Annotated in this window: 18 protein-coding genes; 17 read left to right on the top strand and 1 reads right to left on the bottom strand. The window is 55.8% G+C overall.

Translation table 11 applies throughout. The features are described 5' to 3' along the window. The first annotated feature begins 376 nt into the window (after nt 1-376). From FNL37_RS10420 to FNL37_RS10375, 10 genes are all read left to right on the top strand, one after another. Nucleotides 377-1,774, top strand: a complete 1,398-nt coding sequence (locus FNL37_RS10420; protein WP_015829576.1) for a sensor histidine kinase — start codon at nt 377-379, stop codon at nt 1,772-1,774. Between the two features lie 41 nt (nt 1,775-1,815). Then, nucleotides 1,816-2,460 carry a response regulator gene (locus FNL37_RS10415; RefSeq protein WP_013441578.1) on the top strand — a complete coding sequence of 215 codons (645 nt, stop codon included), beginning with the start codon at nt 1,816-1,818 and terminating at the stop codon, nt 2,458-2,460. 205 nt (nt 2,461-2,665) lie between these two features. Next, entirely contained in the window at nt 2,666-3,466 is an 801-nt protein-coding gene (locus tag FNL37_RS10410; protein ID WP_159356061.1) for a hypothetical protein, read from the top strand. A gap of 239 nt (nt 3,467-3,705) precedes the next feature. Further along, the gene (locus tag FNL37_RS10405) at nt 3,706-4,506 is read left to right on the top strand and encodes a flagellin N-terminal helical domain-containing protein (RefSeq protein ID WP_159356060.1); all 801 of its coding nucleotides are present in this window, start codon (nt 3,706-3,708) and stop codon (nt 4,504-4,506) included. Between the two features lie 83 nt (nt 4,507-4,589). Next, nucleotides 4,590-4,952, top strand: coding sequence for a flagellar protein FlaG (locus FNL37_RS10400; RefSeq protein WP_015829579.1), 363 nt, complete (start codon nt 4,590-4,592; stop codon nt 4,950-4,952). A 22-nt stretch (nt 4,953-4,974) separates the two neighbouring features. Further along, the gene (fliD, locus tag FNL37_RS10395; protein ID WP_159356059.1) at nt 4,975-6,966 is read left to right on the top strand and encodes a flagellar filament capping protein FliD; all 1,992 of its coding nucleotides are present in this window, start codon (nt 4,975-4,977) and stop codon (nt 6,964-6,966) included. Nucleotides 6,967-6,991: 25 nt separating this feature from the next. Continuing rightward, nucleotides 6,992-7,435 (top strand): flagellar export chaperone FliS, encoded by a 444-nt coding sequence (fliS, locus tag FNL37_RS10390; RefSeq protein ID WP_159356058.1) that lies wholly within the window; start codon nt 6,992-6,994, stop codon nt 7,433-7,435. Then, nucleotides 7,435-7,755: a flagellar protein FliT gene (locus tag FNL37_RS10385; RefSeq protein WP_013441584.1), complete on the top strand. Its 321-nt coding sequence runs from the start codon at nt 7,435-7,437 to the stop codon at nt 7,753-7,755. The genes fliS and FNL37_RS10385 overlap by 1 nt, the downstream gene beginning before the upstream one ends. A 9-nt stretch (nt 7,756-7,764) precedes the next feature. Next, the gene (fliK, locus tag FNL37_RS10380) at nt 7,765-8,898 is read left to right on the top strand and encodes a flagellar hook-length control protein FliK (protein WP_159356057.1); all 1,134 of its coding nucleotides are present in this window, start codon (nt 7,765-7,767) and stop codon (nt 8,896-8,898) included. Beyond that, nucleotides 8,888-9,193, top strand: a complete 306-nt coding sequence (locus tag FNL37_RS10375; RefSeq protein WP_013441586.1) for an EscU/YscU/HrcU family type III secretion system export apparatus switch protein — start codon at nt 8,888-8,890, stop codon at nt 9,191-9,193. The genes fliK and FNL37_RS10375 overlap by 11 nt, the downstream gene beginning before the upstream one ends. A 20-nt stretch (nt 9,194-9,213) precedes the next feature. Here the strand turns inward: FNL37_RS10375 and fliE are convergent, their stop codons facing one another. Beyond that, complete coding sequence (gene fliE, locus FNL37_RS10370; RefSeq protein ID WP_015829583.1) at nt 9,214-9,567, bottom strand: flagellar hook-basal body complex protein FliE; 354 nt, start codon at nt 9,565-9,567, stop codon at nt 9,214-9,216. 204 nt (nt 9,568-9,771) lie between these two features. Here fliE and fliF point away from each other — a divergent pair, with 204 nt between their 5' ends. The 7 genes from fliF (at nt 9,772) to fliL (ending at nt 17,037) form a co-directional block, all read left to right on the top strand. Then, on the top strand, nt 9,772-11,502 hold the full coding sequence (gene fliF / locus FNL37_RS10365; RefSeq protein WP_041362562.1) for a flagellar basal-body MS-ring/collar protein FliF: 1,731 nt from the start codon (nt 9,772-9,774) through the stop codon (nt 11,500-11,502). Beyond that, the gene (gene fliG, locus FNL37_RS10360; protein ID WP_013441589.1) at nt 11,499-12,494 is read left to right on the top strand and encodes a flagellar motor switch protein FliG; all 996 of its coding nucleotides are present in this window, start codon (nt 11,499-11,501) and stop codon (nt 12,492-12,494) included. Before fliF ends, fliG begins: the two co-directional genes overlap by 4 nt. Next, nucleotides 12,487-13,140 carry a FliH/SctL family protein gene (locus FNL37_RS10355; RefSeq protein ID WP_013441590.1) on the top strand — a complete coding sequence of 218 codons (654 nt, stop codon included), beginning with the start codon at nt 12,487-12,489 and terminating at the stop codon, nt 13,138-13,140. Before fliG ends, FNL37_RS10355 begins: the two co-directional genes overlap by 8 nt. Then, nucleotides 13,140-14,546 (top strand): flagellar protein export ATPase FliI, encoded by a 1,407-nt coding sequence (fliI, locus tag FNL37_RS10350; RefSeq protein ID WP_013441591.1) that lies wholly within the window; start codon nt 13,140-13,142, stop codon nt 14,544-14,546. The genes FNL37_RS10355 and fliI overlap by 1 nt, the downstream gene beginning before the upstream one ends. Before the next feature lie 21 nt (nt 14,547-14,567). Then, nucleotides 14,568-15,017 carry a flagellar export protein FliJ gene (fliJ, locus tag FNL37_RS10345; RefSeq protein WP_015829586.1) on the top strand — a complete coding sequence of 150 codons (450 nt, stop codon included), beginning with the start codon at nt 14,568-14,570 and terminating at the stop codon, nt 15,015-15,017. Nucleotides 15,018-15,042: 25 nt separating this feature from the next. Continuing rightward, nucleotides 15,043-16,287: a flagellar hook-length control protein FliK gene (locus tag FNL37_RS10340; protein ID WP_159356056.1), complete on the top strand. Its 1,245-nt coding sequence runs from the start codon at nt 15,043-15,045 to the stop codon at nt 16,285-16,287. 240 nt (nt 16,288-16,527) lie between these two features. Continuing rightward, nucleotides 16,528-17,037: a flagellar basal body-associated protein FliL gene (gene fliL / locus FNL37_RS10335; protein ID WP_159356055.1), complete on the top strand. Its 510-nt coding sequence runs from the start codon at nt 16,528-16,530 to the stop codon at nt 17,035-17,037. The last annotated feature ends 2 nt before the right edge of the window (nt 17,038-17,039 follow it).

Raw genomic sequence — 17,039 nt, 5'->3', positions numbered from 1 at the left:
CCCGAGGTTTTTCGGGAGTCCCAGTGTAGTGGCAACAGACGGCGACCTTTAGTATGCAACACATGCTCTAGTGCAATTGAAATGTCAGGAATGACGGTTCGCGTGTCGCACAATGTTCAGGCATACTCCATAGAAATTCAACCAGACTTGCTCTCCAGGTCTGGTTTTTTTTTGCCGGTTATCGGCCGGTCTGATCCTCCCCGCAATTAACGCTTGTGAAATTATGTGGATGCGATTATCTTAAAATCGCTTGCACGCCTTGTGCTGACTGCCTGCAAGCGGCTTGATCTCCATAAAAACTTATCCATGAACAACAGGTGATGTCTTGCTAGAGGCAACGATAGCCAATCCATTTTTTTCTGCACTGATGTCAGGCATGTCGGATGAAGCGTATCTGGTGGATGCCAACAACATGCAACTGGCCTGCGTCAGCAGCCAGGCGCTGGTCAGTCATCAATGCACGCTGACGCAATTGCATGCGATGCCATTGCATGCGGTGCTCGGAATGCCCGAGACCGAGCTTGTGCAATGGCAGGCCCAGTGTGTGAAACAACCATCCGGCGCACCGTTGACGACGCTGTTATTACCCAAGGCCGATGGCGAAAAAGGGCGGCGTGCAGGCGACAGCACAAAAGTGAGCTTTTTTGAGGCCGAAGGGCGGTCCTGGATGCTGGTCATGAAAAACAGCGTCAGCCGCTCTGCCATGCAGGCGCTGGATGACAGCGAGTCGCGCTTTCAGGCGATTGTGGCCAACACGCCGGGTCTGGTATTCCAGTTCAGATTGCTGGGGCCTGGTCGGCTGGGCTTTATCTATCTGAGCGAGGCCTGTTATGCCGTGCTGGGCATTACCGAAGCCGAGCTGACCAAGACGCCGTCGCAGTTTTACCGGCTGATGGCAGAAGAAGACCGGCCATCGTTCCGTGAAGCCTTGCTGACCTCGGCCAATGAAATGAAAGTATTGAACTGGGAAGGCCGCATCTGGATCAAGGCCTGGCAGGATACCAAGTGGATCAACCTGCGCGGCAGCCCCATCAAGCTGCACAATGGCGAGGTGCAGTGGGGCGGCATCATTACCAACATCACGCAGAGCAAAAACGAAAAACTCGAGATTGAACGTTCACGCCAGCGCATGGCGGAGCTGTCTGCCCACCTGACACAGGTGAAAGAGCAGGAGCGTCGGCGCATTGCGCGCGAGATACATGATGATCTCGGCGGCAACCTGACCGCGATCAAGATCGGCCTTACCTCCATTATCAAGCGTATCAATCCCGACGAACCCAAGCTGGTGGAGAAGGCACTCAATCTGGAAAGCATTGTCGATCGCACCTTTGATATCGTGCATCGCATTGCCAGTGACTTGCGGCCGGATGTGCTGGAGCTGGGAATAGTCGCGGCGCTGGAGTGGCAATGCGGGCAATTTGAAAAGCAGTTTTCCTTGCCATGCCGGTTTTACAGCTCGCAGACCGAGCTTGCTGTCAGTGCCGATGAGGCGATCACGCTATTCCGCATCTGCCAGGAGGCGATGTCCAATATCGCCAAGCATGCCAGGGCCAGGCAGGTGGAAGTTGAGCTTCTGGTGGAAGACCGCGATATCATGCTGCGTATCGTCGATGACGGCCAGGGCATCCGCATGCAGGACCAGCATAAAGCCAACTCTTTTGGTCTGCGGGGCATGCGGGAGCGCGTCGCTGCGCTGGATGGCAGTCTTGAAGTCGAAAAACGTGTACGTGGGGGTACAGCGGTGCAGGTTAAAATTCCACGCAGTCTCAAGTAAGATTGCGACATAACGAAGGTGATACGGGGACAAGCATTTATATGCCTGCAGATAAAAAAATAAAGGTCATCATCGCCGATGATCATGCGATTCTTCGCGAAGGGCTGAAGCAGATATTGTCGGAAACCGAGGATATCGAAGTCATCGCCGAGGCGCAAAATGCCAGCGAGGCCATCCACTACGCCTGCAAACTTGAGGCCGATGTGCTTCTGCTGGATATTTCATTGCCGGACCGCAGTGGTATCGATGCGCTGCGCTATATCAAAAAGGAAAACACCAAGATTGCCATCCTCATGCTGTCCATGCATCGTGAGGATCAATACGCCATCCGCTCGCTCAAGGCCGGCGCGGCTGGCTATCTGGGCAAGCAGGGTGCCTCTTCCGAGCTGGTGAATGCGATCCGGGTGATCGCCAAGGGCAAGAAATACATTACGCCGGAAGTGGCGGATGCCCTGGCCAATCAGGTGATGGACACTGAAAAGCCCTTGCATGAATCGCTGTCCGACCGCGAATTCCAGACGCTGACGCTGATTGCCTCCGGCCTGACGGTGGGCGAGATTGCCCTGCGGCTGTCGCTATCCGTCAAAACCGTGAGCATGTACCGCACCCGGCTACTGGAAAAAATGCAGCTGAAGCACAACGCTGAACTCACGCACTACGCGATAAAAAACAATCTGGTCGATTAGGCGGCTGTCGCTGCCTGGAGACAGCGCAGATGTGAGTCCACGTCTCTGGTCTGACCCTACTCTGGCAAAGCTCAGCCGTGGGTTTTGCCGATTTAAGCGGTTTTTACCTCCCTGTTAGGCTGTTTGCATTGTCGTCTGTTTGATTAGCATGGCGGAATCAAACTATAGACGGAGCCTTTGCCCGAGCGGCAAAGGAGATGCAGCCATGGCAGACCCTACTCTCCATATCTATCAGCAGAAACCCGCCTTGCTCGGCCAGGAAATCCTGGCACGACTGGAGGCGCGTGATATTGCGCCTACGCCTGAAGCCTATCAGGCCTTGTATCTGGAATTGACTGGACAACAGGCCGCCGCGCCGACGAGCGCCCCACAACAGGGCAGCCCGACGCCTGCCGCTCCCAGCATGCTGGAGCAGCGCTTTCAGAAAGTGGCCCGCCAGCTGGCGAAAAACTCCAATGAAGCGGGGATGAAGCTGGCCTATGCCATTGAGAATGAAGACTGGGATGCATTGCTGGACGGGATTTTCAAGCTGGTGAAGGCCTCGGTGGCCATCCAGTCGCAACGGTCCCGGTTTGCCGCCTTTGGTGATTTAAGCAATGCCGCAGATGATGGCCGACCCTGGCAGGATCAGCTTGCCAAGATGTTGGCACATACTTTGCCTGCATTGTTGCAGAACGAATCCGAGCTGGCCATGAAGTCACGTCAGCTGGCTGAACAGGTGAAGACAACACAATCTTACCGGGCCATGCAAAAGGTCATGCGCGAGGTCAATGAGCTCAGTTATCGCATCAGCATGGTGACCGAAGATGAGTACGGCAAGCAGAAAGCGTTCATCCGTTTGCTCAATTTGACACTGGATAGTCTCACCGAAGTGATCCAAAGCGACGATCAAGTCCTGCATGAAGTGCGGAATTTTCAGAAAATCGTCAATGAGCCATGGGATCAAACCAAGCTAAACAAGGCAGCAAAGCAGTTGACCACGCGAGTTTCGGCTCAGCGTGCATAAGTTTAAGTAATTGATTTTTATAGTTCTTAATAAAAATATATGAGAAAGGTTTAAAGATTTGTTAATTACGGCCGTCATCAAACACAAGATTGCTTGATTCGGAATGCTTGAAAATTTAAATAGCCAACCCCGCTAAATTTTCACTAAAAGTAACCGATAAACAATTTAACAGCGGCGCGATGAACGCAATGCTGAAATGCAAAGTAAGTGTTTGAATCAATTAACAAAGGAGAATTACCATGGCTGCTGTAATTAACACCAACATCGCCTCGCTGAATGCTCAACGTAACCTGTCGTCTTCTCAGTCGAGCCTGAATACTTCGCTGCAACGTTTGTCTTCTGGTCTGCGCGTAAACAGCGCTAAGGATGACGCTGCTGGTATGTCCATCGCAACGCGTATGGACTCCCAGGTTCGCGGTCAAACGGTTGCGATCCGTAACGCTAACGATGCGATCTCTTTCGCACAAACTTCTGAAGGCGCGCTGGGTAAAGTAACCGATGCACTGCAACGTATGCGTGAACTGGCTGTGCAATCTGCCAACGCCACCAACGGTACTGGTGACCGTTCTAACCTGGATGCTGAATTCCAGCAACTGGCTAGTGAAATCACACGTCTGGGCACTGACACCAAGTTTAACGGTATCGCTGTGTTCGGTTCTACCAGCATGACCTTCCAGGTGGGTGCAGATAGTGGTCAAACCATCACCGTTAGCGCAGTAGCAGCATCTTCGATCTCAGGCAACATCCTGACTGACACGGCTGCCAACACTGCACTGTCTGCGATTGATACGGCCCTGAACACTGCCAATACCAACCGCGCTACGCTGGGTGCTGTGCAAAACCGCTTTGAGTCTGTGATCAGCGCCTTGCAAGTATCGGTTGAAAACCAGTCGGCAGCCAAGTCACGGATCATGGATGCAGACTTTGCGGCAGAAACCGCCAACCTGACCCGTACGCAGATTCTGCAACAGGCAGGTACCGCGATGTTGGCCCAGGCTAACACCGTACCGCAAAACGTGCTGACCCTCCTGAGAGGCTAAGACGTAAGCGAAGGCTAGATGGGATGAATCGCCCGTAGAAGGAACGAAAGCCTTCTACGGGCATTCACACAAAGGAGCTAAAAATGTCGATCGCAAATATAAATGCATATACATATGGCGCTGGCAGCAGCCCCCAGGGTTTGGGTGGCGGCAGGGCAGCAGCGACAGTGTCAGCACCAGCCCAGACAACGGCTGCGCAAAACGACACCAACAAGACAGCGAGTGATAAGGATATTGCAGCGGCGGTAAAAACGCTGAACAGTTTTATTTCACCCGTGGCACAGAGTGTGCAATTTTCCATGGATCAGGATTCCGGAAAAGTCGTGGTGAAAGTAGTGGATACAGAAACAAACAAAGTGTTGCGGCAAATCCCCAACGAAGAAGTGCTGGCGATTTCCAAGACGCTGGATAAATTGCAAGGTCTGGTTATTAAACAAACGGCTTGATGCCGATAGGTAGGAGAGGATTATGGCGACATTGACAGGATTAGGAAGTGGTTCCGGACTGGAGCTCGAGACCTGGGTGACGGCATTAGTCAACGCAGAAAAAGGCCCTCTTACCCAAGTAACCGCGCAAAAGACTGCAACGCAATCCAAGATATCGGCCTATGGCACCTTGAAAAGTGCGCTGTCAACTTTCCAGACCACGATCAGCAGTCTGGCAACCGCATCCAAATTCAACCTGCAAACGGCAACGTCCAGCGATACCAGCCTGTTCACGGCTACTGCCACCGGCAGTGCTACTGTGGGCAATTACTCGATCAATGTGACCCAGCTTGCCCAAGCGCACAAGATCGCTTCTTCCGGTTTTTCCTCGACCAACGCGGTAATCGGTAGCGGCACGCTGGAGATCAGCTTCGGCGAGTACAACAGCACCACCAATACCTTTAGCGTCAACGGCAGCAAAACCGGGGCGACCATCACCATTGACTCTTCCAATAACACCCTGGCTGGCGTGCGCGATGCGATCAATTCCGCCAATGCCGGTGTGACGGCGTCGATTGTGAATGACGGCTCCACCAATGGTGCGCGTCTGGTGGTGACCTCCAAAGAGACGGGTGCCTCCAGTAGCGTCAAGATCAGCGTAACCGATAGCGATGGCAACAGCAGCGATGCCAGCGGTCTTTCGCAGCTGGCCTACGACCCAACCAGCACGGCAGGCGCGGGCAAAAACATGACACAAAGCCAGGCTGCTACCAATGCCTTGCTGACAGTGGATGGCATCAGTGTCACCAAGTCCAGCAATACCATTACAGACGCGATTCAGGGCGTGACCCTCAATCTGCTCAAGGTAGGCACCGGCACCGCCACCAATCTGAATGTGGCTACCGATACGGATGGTATCGTCAAGAATGTGCAGGCGTTTGTCGATGCCTACAACGCCCTCGACACCACCATACGCAACCTGACCAATTTCAATGCGACAGACAGCACCAAGTCTGGCGTATTGCTGGGGGATTCTGGCGCACGCTCCATCTCCACCCAGATGAAAAGTATTTTTACCCAGACCATTGATGGCACCAGCACTTACAGCACCCTGTCGCAAATTGGCGTCGGCTTTCAGCGCGATGGCAAACTTGCGCTGGATAGCACCAAGCTCAAGACTGCTCTGGAAACCAATTTCTCTGATATTTCAAAACTGTTTGGTGCCAGCGGCACGACCACGGATGCGCTGACTGCATACGGCGGCAGCTCCACCGCTACCAAGGCCGGTACCTATGCCGTGACGGTGACACAGCTGGCCACCCAGGGCACCATGGTGGGCGGTGGCGCCCCTAACCTGACGATTACCGCCGGCAGCAACGACAAGGTGACCTTTTCGATTGACGGCAAGGACTACAGCATTACGCTCGCCGCAGGCACTTATGCCAGCACCCAGGCCCTGGCTGACCAGGTGCAGCAGCAGCTGGTGAGTGCAGGTTCCCTGGCCCAGATTGGCGTGGATGGCGGCGGTGCGCTGAAAATCACTTCGCCCAGCTACGGTTCTGATTCGCGGATTACGTTGAATGGTGGCAATGGTGCCAGCGATCTGTTTGGCAGTGCCACTTCCACCACCGGTGTGAATGTCGCCGGCTCGATCAATGGCGTTGCCGCTACCGGCACAGGGCAGAGCTTGAAGGGCGCGACGGGTGACGATTCTGAAGGCCTGTTCGTCAAGATTCTGGGTGGCAGCACCGGCAGTCGCGGCACGATTACCTTCAGCAAGGGCTTCGCCAGCCAGTTGAATGAAGTCACGACCAATCTGCTGAGCGACGATGGCTTGCTCGCGACGCGTACCGATGGTCTGAACAGCTCAATAACTCGTTTGACCAAGCAGGAGGAGGCCTTGAATGATCGTCTGGATGCGATTGAAAAACGCTACCGCGCCCAGTTCAGCGCGTTGGATACTCTGGTCGCCAGCATGAAAACGACGAGCAGCTACCTGACCCAGCAGCTCGCGCAACTTTCGGCAAACAGCTAACCCTGCCATTTAAGGAATAAAGATTATGTTTGGATCTAGTCGTGGTGTGAATGAATATTCCCGGGTTGGCGTTGAAACCGGCGTGGTCTCCGCCGACCCCCACAAGCTGGTGGTGATGTTATATGACGGTGCCATGACGGCCTGCCACACCGCCGTGATGCATATGGAAGCCAAGGATTTTGAACGCAAGAGTGCCATGATCTCCAAGGCGATCATGGTGATTGAGAGCGGCCTGCGCCTGAGTCTGGACAAAAAAGCCGGTGGCGAGATTGCCACCAGTCTGGATGCGCTGTACGGCTATATGAGCGACCGTCTCTATATGGCCAATATTAAAAATGATCCATCGCTGATACAGGAAGTCATACGCCTGTTGGGCGATCTCAAGAGTGCCTGGGAAGCCATTGGTATCCAGGTTTCACCTGACAACACCCAGTTTCAGCGTGTACAAAATTACGCAAAGGCATCGTGATGAGTGAATCCATGGAAGTCCAAATCTACGAGTCTGTGGCCGATGTCACTGGCGAAATGCTGCTGGCAGCGCGCGAACATGACTGGGAGCGCCTGGCACAGCTGGAGCAGCGCTGCGCGGATTTTGTGCAGCAACTGAAGTCCTGCACCGAAGAGCATTTGAGTGGGCCATCCTTGCAGCGCAAGATCGCCAGCATCAAGAAAATCCTGGCAGATGACCGTGAAATCCGCAATCTGGTGGATCCTTGGATGGTCAAGCTGTCGGCCATGATCAGCAGCAACAGCAACGAGCGTCGACTCGGTAGCAGTTATCGGCAGTAATGAACTGCCATGCAGATCAAGCTATCGGATACGCCAGGAGTTGCGCCGGTTAGCCGGGTAACCCAGGCGCTGCCTACGGTCAGGGTTGCCGATACTGTTCAGGATGTCGATTTTCGTTTCAATCAATTCATCAAGGGCCAGGATTATCTGGCCCAGGTGATGTCCCGTGCCGATCCGCGGCATTTCAATGTGGAAGTTGGCGGCACGCTGCTCAAGATGGACCTGGGTTCGCAGGCCAGGGTAGGGCAAAACCTCACCCTGCGTTTTCTGGATGAAACGCCGACCCCCACCTTTCAGCTCATGTCATCGCTTACTGCAGAGGCCGAGCCCGACATTGCCCTCAGTTCTGCCGCCCGACTGATCGACAGCAAATTGCAGGAAGCCCAGAAGCAGGGCGTTCCTACCCGGTTTGAGGCCACAGGCATTGTCAGCCAATCGCCACAGGCGCCGCAGCAAATGGCGCAGGATCTCAAGCAGGCCCTCACGCTGACCGGGCTGTTTTATGAATCGCATCTCAAATCCTTTGCCGAAGGTGGGCGCCCCCTGGCGGCGATCCTGCAAGAGCCACAGAATCAACCCAACTCCAACGCTGGTACCATGCTGTTGCCGCAGCAGCTTTCCGTGCTGGAAAACAGCCGGGTGAACTGGCGCGGCGAGGTTTGGCCAGGCCAGCAGATGAACTGGTCGGTGGAGGTGCAACAACAGACGCAGCAATCCCAGCAACAGGCGCAAGCGTCATCGGCATCCATCGCCCAAACCGCACAAGCACAGGCATTCAATCAGCCATCGCCGTTGCAGCAATCCATGTTGCCCAATCCTGCTCTCAATCAGCCCTTGCTGTACCAGCCGCCCTCGGTGCCGGTGGAGCAGCGCGGCAATCAGCAGGATACGGCTACCGATCACGCCACCGCGCAGCTGGATTACGAACCTGAAGTCAGCAGCGAGCTGACGCTGGACTTGCCACAACTGGGACGCGTCAGCGCCCGCCTGCGCGTGGTGAATGGCCACATGAGCATACAGCTGCAGGCGCAGCAGATCGATACGCTGCAAACCATGCGCGCACGTCGGCATCAGCTGTTTGAGGCATTGGAACAAAGCGGGCAAACGATAGATGCCTTGGTGGTGGTGCGTGATGGCGAATAAACCGGCCGAAGCGGGTCTGACCCAGCAGGCGATAGCCCTGGCCTACGAGACCGGTGACTTTGCGCCGCGTGTGGTGGCCAAAGGCCGTGGGCTGGTGGCGGAGCAGATTATTGCGCGGGCGCGCGAGCATGATGTGTTTGTGCATGAATCCAAGGAGCTGGTGTCCTTGCTGATGCAGATTGATCTGGACGACCATATCCCGCCCAAACTGTATATGGCGATTGCGGAGATTCTGGCCTGGCTCTATCGGCTGGAGCAGGATGCGGACGCGGAGCCGCCGCAATACCACCCCTGAAATTTTTATCCTGAAACGGCTTAAACCTGCATGTTCATGATGTCCTGGTAGGCGGACACCAGTTTATTGCGCACCTGCAAGGTGGCCTGGAAGGAAATATTGGCCTTCTGCCCGGCAATCATGACATCGGACAGGCTGACCGAATCATCACCCATGGCGAAATTCTTGCCCAGGCGTTCCGCTTCCAGTTGCGACTGGTTCACCTGATTCAGGCTGGCTTTCAGTGTTTCGGCAAAGTCGACTTTGGGTGTGCTCTGCGTGTTGCTGGCAGGCGTGGTCTCAGCAACAGGCGCCATGGCTGGCTTCTGCGTTGCCGCTCTGATCTGCGCCAGCATGGATTCTATCCTGCTGGAATCTATTCCGTTAATGGCCATCTTGTCCTCACCGCATAGGGAATGCTACGAAGCTAATGTATCATTCCCCTTATCCAGTCAGCCCCCAAATAAACCAGTGAAATTCGCTCTATTCCAGCATTTGAAAATGGCGGATGCGATGATAATGACCTGCAATCGGTAATCCCTGCTCAAGGGCCCAACATTAAACCGGTCACTTGAGCGCGTTTTGAATTGGAGATGGATATGGCTGCAGCACCTGACGCCGTTGTTGAAGCTGCCCCCACTGGCATATTTGGGCAGAACACGGCTGTATTGACCAACAAGGTTTTGCTCGCATTGGGCGTGGCCGCCGTGGTCGCTGTCATGGTGGTGTTCTGGCTATGGAGCCAGCAACCCGAATACCGTGTGTTGTTTTCCAATTATGCTGACAAGGATGGCGGCGCCATTGTCGCCTCGCTTGAGCAGATGAATATCCCCTACAAGTTTTCCGAGAGCGGCACCGCCATTCTGGTGCCAGCATCGCAAGTGCATCAAGTGCGACTGAAGCTTGCAGCCCAGGGCTTGCCCAAGGGCGGCAATATCGGCTTTGAGCTGCTTGAAAACCAGAAATTCGGGGTTTCCCAGTTTGTCGAGCAGGTGAATTTCCAGCGCGGCCTCGAAGGCGAGCTTGAGCGCAGCATCCAGACCATCTCCGCCGTTGAAGTGGCCCGTATTCACCTGGCGATTCCCAAGCCTTCCGTCTTTGTGCGCGATCAGCAAAAGCCCACTGCCAGTGTGCTGCTCAATCTGCGCCCAGGCCGCATGCTGGATCAGCAGCAGGTGAGCGCCATCGTGCACCTGGTGGCGAGCAGCGTGCCTGAGCTGCCGATTGCCAATGTGACCGTGGTCGACCAGAACGGCAATCTGTTGTCCGATACCGACAAAAAAGCTGGCCGCAATAATCTGGACCCAACGCAACTTAAATATATAGACGAGTTGCAGCAAAATATCGTGCGCCGCGTTGAGTCCATCATCGCGCCTATGGTCGGTGCCAAGAACGTGCATGCCGAAGCCAGTGCCGAGGTGGATTTCTCTACCCAGGAGCAGGCGGCTGAAACCTATCGTCCCAATCAGGCACCAGATGCCATGTCGGTGCGCAGCCAGCAATCTAATGAATCACAAAGTACCTCGCCGGCTGGCGTGGGTGGTGTCCCTGGTGCGCTGTCCAATCAGCCACCGGCACCAGCCACGGCACCGCTGAATACCGCTGTTCCAGCCAATGCCGGTGCGCCCGGCGCAGGCACGCCGGCGAATGCAGCGGCCGCCAACGCAGCCAATGCCACGCCTGCCGTACCGGTTAACACGCAAAAGAACGTCACCACCAATTACGAGCTGGATAAGACCATCCGCTATGTGCAACAACCCATGGGTGGCGTCAAACGTCTGACCGTGGCCGTGGTGGTGAATCACAAGCAGGTGGTGGACAAGAATGGCAAGGTGACCAACCGTCCACTGACCGATGCCGAGAAAACCGAGATCAGCGATCTTGCCAAGCAGGCCATGGGCTTCAACCAGGAACGTGGCGATTCGCTGACCGTGGTCAACAGCTCGTTTGCCGGTGATCAGATCGAAGCCATCCCTGATCTGCCATTGTGGAAGCAGCCAGAAAACATCGAGATGGCCAAAGAGTGGCTGAAGATGGCCGCAGGCCTGCTGGTAATCTTCCTGCTTTATCGTAAACTGATGAAACCGATGATGCAAAAGCTGGTAAAGTCGGATGAAAAGGAAGCCTTGCCCGCGCCCGGTGACGATGATGCCGCCGTGGTGACACTGACTGGTGCCGCTGAGGGAGCGGAGGGTGAAAATATGGTGGGTGTGCCGAGAAAGCTCGCCGCCAAGGGCTACGAACAAAATCTGGAAGCTGCCAAACAGCTGGCCAAGGAAAACCCTAAACTGGTCGCGAGTTTGGTAACGAATTGGGTGAGTAAAGAATGAGTGAAGATGGCGTGATGAAAAGCGCAATCCTCATGCTCGCATTGGGGGAGGATGAGGCGGCGGAGGTCATGAAGTACCTGAGCCCGAAAGAGGTGCAGAAGCTTGGGTCGGCCATGGCGGGTATGAAGTCGGTTGAGCATGACCAGATTGAAGCCGTGGTGACGGAGTTTCTCGATATTGCTGACCAGAAAACCTCCATCGGCCTCGATTCCGACGAGTACATCCGCTCTGTGCTGACCAAGGCACTGGGCGATGACAAGGCAGCCGGGCTGCTGAACCGCATTCTGCAAACGCGCGACGCCAGCGGCATTGAAAGCCTGAAATGGATGGATGCGCAGACCGTGGCGGAATTCATCAAGAACGAACATCCCCAGATCATCGCGACTATCCTGGTCCATCTTGAGCCCGATCAATCCGCTGAAGTGCTGAGCAATTTTACTGATCGTCTGCGGCAGGACGTCATGCTGCGCATTGCCACGCTGGATGGCGTAAAGCCGGTCGCGCTGCGCGAACTCAATGAAGTGATGACCAAGCTCCTGACTGGCAACGAAAGCCTGAAGAAGCAGCAGATGGGCGGTATCAAGGCGGCAGCCGAGATCATGAACTATCTGGGCGGCGACAACGAAGCCAGCGTCATGGAAGGCCTGAAGAGCTACGACGAAGACATGGCCCAGAAGATCATGGATGAGATGTTTGTCTTTGATAACGTCATTGATATCGACGACAAGGGCATACAGGTCATGCTGCGCGAAGTGCAGTCCGAAACCCTCATCGTGGCACTCAAGGGTGCGACGCAAGAGCTGCGCGACAAGATATTCAAGAACATGTCCAGCCGTGCGGCTGAGATGATGCGCGAAGACCTCGAAACCAAGGGCCCGGTCAAGCTTTCCGAAGTCGAGGCGCAGCAGAAGCAGATCCTGCAGATCATTCGCCGTCTGGCCGACGAAGGCCAGATTATCTTAGGCGGCAAGGGCGATGAGGCTTATGTCTAACGCCACCATCCCCAAGGAAAAACAGACCGCATATCAGCGCTGGGAGCTATCCTCATTTGCCGAGGATAAACCCAAGCCGGTGGCGGTCGCGAAATCGCCCCAGGAAAAAGAAGCCGACAGCGCCAAGCTGGCGCAGATGATAGACAAGCTGCGCCAGGAAGGTTACGCCAAAGGACTGGAAGAAGGCTATGCCGCTGGCATGGCGCAAGCCCTGGAGCAGGCGCAGGCCGAGCGTGAGCAATTGCAGGTGTTGCTTAACTCGCTGACCGAAGCCATGTCGGCATCGGATGAAGCCGTGGGCGAGCAATTGCTGGCACTGGCGCTGGATCTTGCCAAGGCCATGCTGAAGACCAAGATCGAAGTCGATCCGGCCGCCGTGCTGAGCGTGGTGAAAGATGCCATCCACTATTTGCCCTATGTGCAGCGTCCTGCCCGTATTCTGGTGCATCCCGAGGATGTGAAAACCCTGAAAAACTATCTGGTGGACGATATTGCCGAGCACCACTGGATGATCCAGGAAGATCGCAATGTCGAGCGTGGTGGCTGCATCGTGGAAACCGCCGCCAACCAGATCGACGCCACCAATGAAGTGCGCTGGAAGCGCATTGCCGATGCACTTTCCCAGCAGAATGACTGGCTGAAATAATGACCGCCGCCAATCCTCACGTGCAACGCTGGCATCGCTATCTGCGCGATTGCGGCGAGATACTGGAGATTGTTGAGCCGCTGGAAGTGGCAGGCCGTATCACCAAACTCACCGGGCTGGTAATGGAAGCCGTCGGCATCAAGCTGCCCATCGGCAGCGCCTGTGTGGTGCCACTGGCCGAAGGCCGCCGAGTAGAGGCTGAAGTCGTGGGCTTTGATGGCGATAAATTGCTGTTGATGCCGCAAAGCGGGGTAGAGGGTATCGTCCCCGGTGCCAAGGTGTTTGCCATGGACGTGTCCGATGCCTTGCCCAAACCCAGCCATTCCAATCCGCCACGCCGCCGTACCTCGGATCGTGCCCGCCATTTGCCGGTCGGCGATGGTTTGCTGGGGCGCGTGGTTGATGGTGCTGGCCGTCCGCTGGATGATCTCGGCCCATTGCTCACGCAGAACAGCGTGCCACTGAATACCCGTCCGCTTAATCCCTTGATGCGTGCCCCGATTACCGATGTGCTGGATGTGGGCGTACGCGCCATCAACAGCATGCTGACCGTAGGCCGCGGCCAGCGCATGGGCCTGTTTGCCGGTTCCGGTGTGGGCAAGAGCGTGCTCCTGGGCATGATGGCGCGCTACACCACAGCCGATGTGATTGTGGTGGGCCTGATCGGCGAGCGCGGCCGCGAAGTGAAAGAGTTTATTGAACAGATTCTGGGCACGGATGGCCTGGCCCGCTCGGTGGTGGTGGCGGCTCCGGCCGATGTGCCCGCACTGATGCGCTTGCAGGGCGCCAGCTATGCCACGGCGATTGCCGAGTTTTTCCGTAATCAGGGCAAGAATGTTCTGCTGATCATGGATTCGCTGACGCGCTATGCCATGGCTCAGCGCGAGATCGCATTGGCGATCGGCGAGCCGCCTGCCACCAAGGGCTATCCGCCTTCGGTATTTGCCAAGCTGCCTGCGCTGGTGGAGCGTGCGGGCAACGGACGGCCTGGCGAGGGCTCTATCACTGCGTTTTATACTGTGCTGACCGAAGGCGATGACCAGCAGGATCCGATTGCCGATGCCGCGCGTGCCATTCTCGATGGGCATATTGTGCTGAGCCGTAGCCTGGCAGAAAGCGGCCATTACCCGGCGATTGATATCGAGCAATCCATCAGCCGCGCCATGCATAACATAACCTTGCCCGAACATCAAAAGCTATCAAGAAGGTTAAAGCAGCTCAATTCGCGGTATACACGCAGTGCGGATTTGATTAATGTAGGAGCATACGAAGCTGGCAGCGACCCGGTCCTGGATGAGGCGATTGCCAAGCACACAAAAATCGAGGCGTTTTTGCAGCAGGATATTGCAGAGCGCTCCGATGTTGAACATAGCATTGCTGAGCTTGCCGCCGTGGTGGCAGGCTGAGTTAATCAGTAGGGGGCAGATATGACAGCACAATCACTGGTTCTGGTGACATTGACCGAGCTGGCTGGCAAGGAGGCCGATCAGGCCGCCGAAAAGCTGGTGGCACTCAACAAGCTGCTCGAAGACGCACAGGTCAAGCTCAATATGCTGACCGAATACCGCAATGACTACATGGCCAAGCTGGCGCGTGATCTCGAAACCGGCATGGATGCCCAGTCGTATCAGAATTTTCAGTCCTTTATCCGCAAGCTCGACCAGGCGGTAGGGGGGCAGCAGGAATCTGTGGAACTGGCGCGCAACCGTGTTTCCGCCCAACGCATCGTCTGGCAGGAATGCCAGAAAAAGAAATTATCTTATGAGGTACTGGCAGAGCGCTCGGAAAAGAAAGCGCACCAGCAGGAGCAAAAGCGCGATCAGAAACTGATGGATGAGCATGCCATGCGCAGCAGCCGTCAGCCTGGCCGAGGCTAGCTCCCATACTGCGAAAGAGTGAATCATGCAAAATACCCCGTTACCGATCATTTCCAGCACCCCGTCCAGCAATGGCATGGGCTCCATGAATGCCCCCAAGTCCACGACGACAGACAACGCGGCGGCCACCAATAGTTTTCAGAAAGTGCTGTCCAACCAGGTGCAGCAGCGCCAGCAAAAGAACGACAGCCAGCAGGGCAAAGCCACGACGGCGAATGTGAAATCGCCGCAGGCCGAGCAAAAAGCGACGGATACCAAGGCGGCTGACGCCAAAAAAGATGCCGCAGACAGCAGCGCCAATATCGCCCCTGAATTGGCTGACCAGTTCAAGGACCTCGCCTTGCTTGCCAAGCAGGGAAAAGACCTCAAGGGCAAGCCTGAGAAGTCGGAAGAAACAAAAGAAACCACAGATGCCGCGTCCGTGGTGACTACGGATCCTGCCATTGCGGCACTGGCCGTGCCTGCCAACGTGCCGGTAACGCCTGCTGACAAGCCTGCCTTGACCACAGAAGATGCCGCAGCCGCCCCGAAGCCGCAGGTGGATACCACAGACAGCCGCCCTCGAGGCCGTCTGGATCAGGAGCTGGGCAATATGCTGGCTCAAAGCCGCACTGACACTAGCGATACCAGCCAGATTGCGCAGGCTGGCAGTGACCAGGCCGATATGAGTGCATGGCTGGAAAAAATGCTGCCAGGCTTCAGTACAGGCGAAACCGCCAAGCTGGCTGAACAGCAAGCAGCCAAGGTGGATAACACCGCCACCATTGCCCAGGCGCAAGCTGTCGCAGCGACTGCGCCCATGAATCCTGTGCAGGCGAGCGAAGCCGTCGGTAGTTCCAATACCATTACGGCGTACCCTGGCCGCGCAGGCTGGGATCAGGCCATCGGCCAGAAAGTGGCCTGGATGGTGGCTGGCGGTGAGCAATCTGCCACACTGACCCTGAACCCGCCTGACATGGGGCCGCTGCAAGTGGTCATTCATGTGCACAATGACATTGCCGATGCCACCTTCATGTCCAACAACCAGGAAGTGCGTCAGGCGCTGCAGGATGGCATGTCCAATCTGCGTGACATGCTCAATGCCTCTGGCATCCAGCTTGGGCAGAGCAACGTCGGCGAGCATACGCAATCCCAGCAGCAACTGGCAGAAGCGGGTGGCCGTAGTGGCCGTGCTTCCGGCAATGCTGCGGAAGATGGCAGTGCAGCTCCCGCCGCCGTGCAGTCTACCGTGGTGCGTAGCGGCAACGGCATGGTGGATACCTTCGTCTAGGGCGTTTGCTCAGTCACGTAAGTCGGGCACATTCAGCCGGGCACCTTCAGTCGCCCTGATACACAGATCGGCATCCGCTCTGGCCCTCATACGGCCCGGATGCCCATCCAACCCTCCCCGCCGCGCTCTCTCTGCCCGATTTGGGCTATTTTTCTCCCTCTTTTCGACGCATCTTGGTATCCTTGGATTTTTCATAATAGAAGCGTCCAGATAGACGCGGTTACAAGGGAAGAGCATTAGATGGCAAAAGATCCAAAAGCGGCAGCGCCCGCAGAAGAAGCACCTGCAGCGGGTTCCAAGAAGAAGCTAGTCATGATTATCGTGATTGCCCTGCTGGTGCTCGGCGGTGGCGGTGGGGCGGCAGCATGGTTCTTCCTGCACAAACCTGCCAAGGAAGAACACAAGGTCGAAGAAAAGCACGAAGAGGCGCCAAAACCGCCGGTCTTTGTCAGCCTGGAGACTTTCACCGTCAATCTGCAACCTGATCCTGAATCCCAGTTCCTGCAAGTCGACCTCACATTGAAAGTCGCCGATGCCGAGCAGGCCGAGATCGTGAAGCTGCACATGCCGGAAATACGCAACCGTCTGCTGATGCTGCTTTCCAGCAAAAAGCCTTCCGAAGTTACCAGCATTGAAGGCAAGAAAGCCTTGAGCGACGAGATTGTGGCGCAGGTCAAACAGCCATTCTCGGCGGGCGAAAAGCCGCTGGAAGTCAGTGGCGTATTTTTCACTTCATTCGTGGTGCAATAAAC

Source organism: Methylovorus glucosotrophus (assembly GCF_009858335.1).
GTDB classification, from domain to species: Bacteria; Pseudomonadota; Gammaproteobacteria; order Burkholderiales; family Methylophilaceae; genus Methylovorus; species Methylovorus glucosotrophus.
This window is presented reverse-complemented; position numbering and strand designations above follow the sequence as displayed.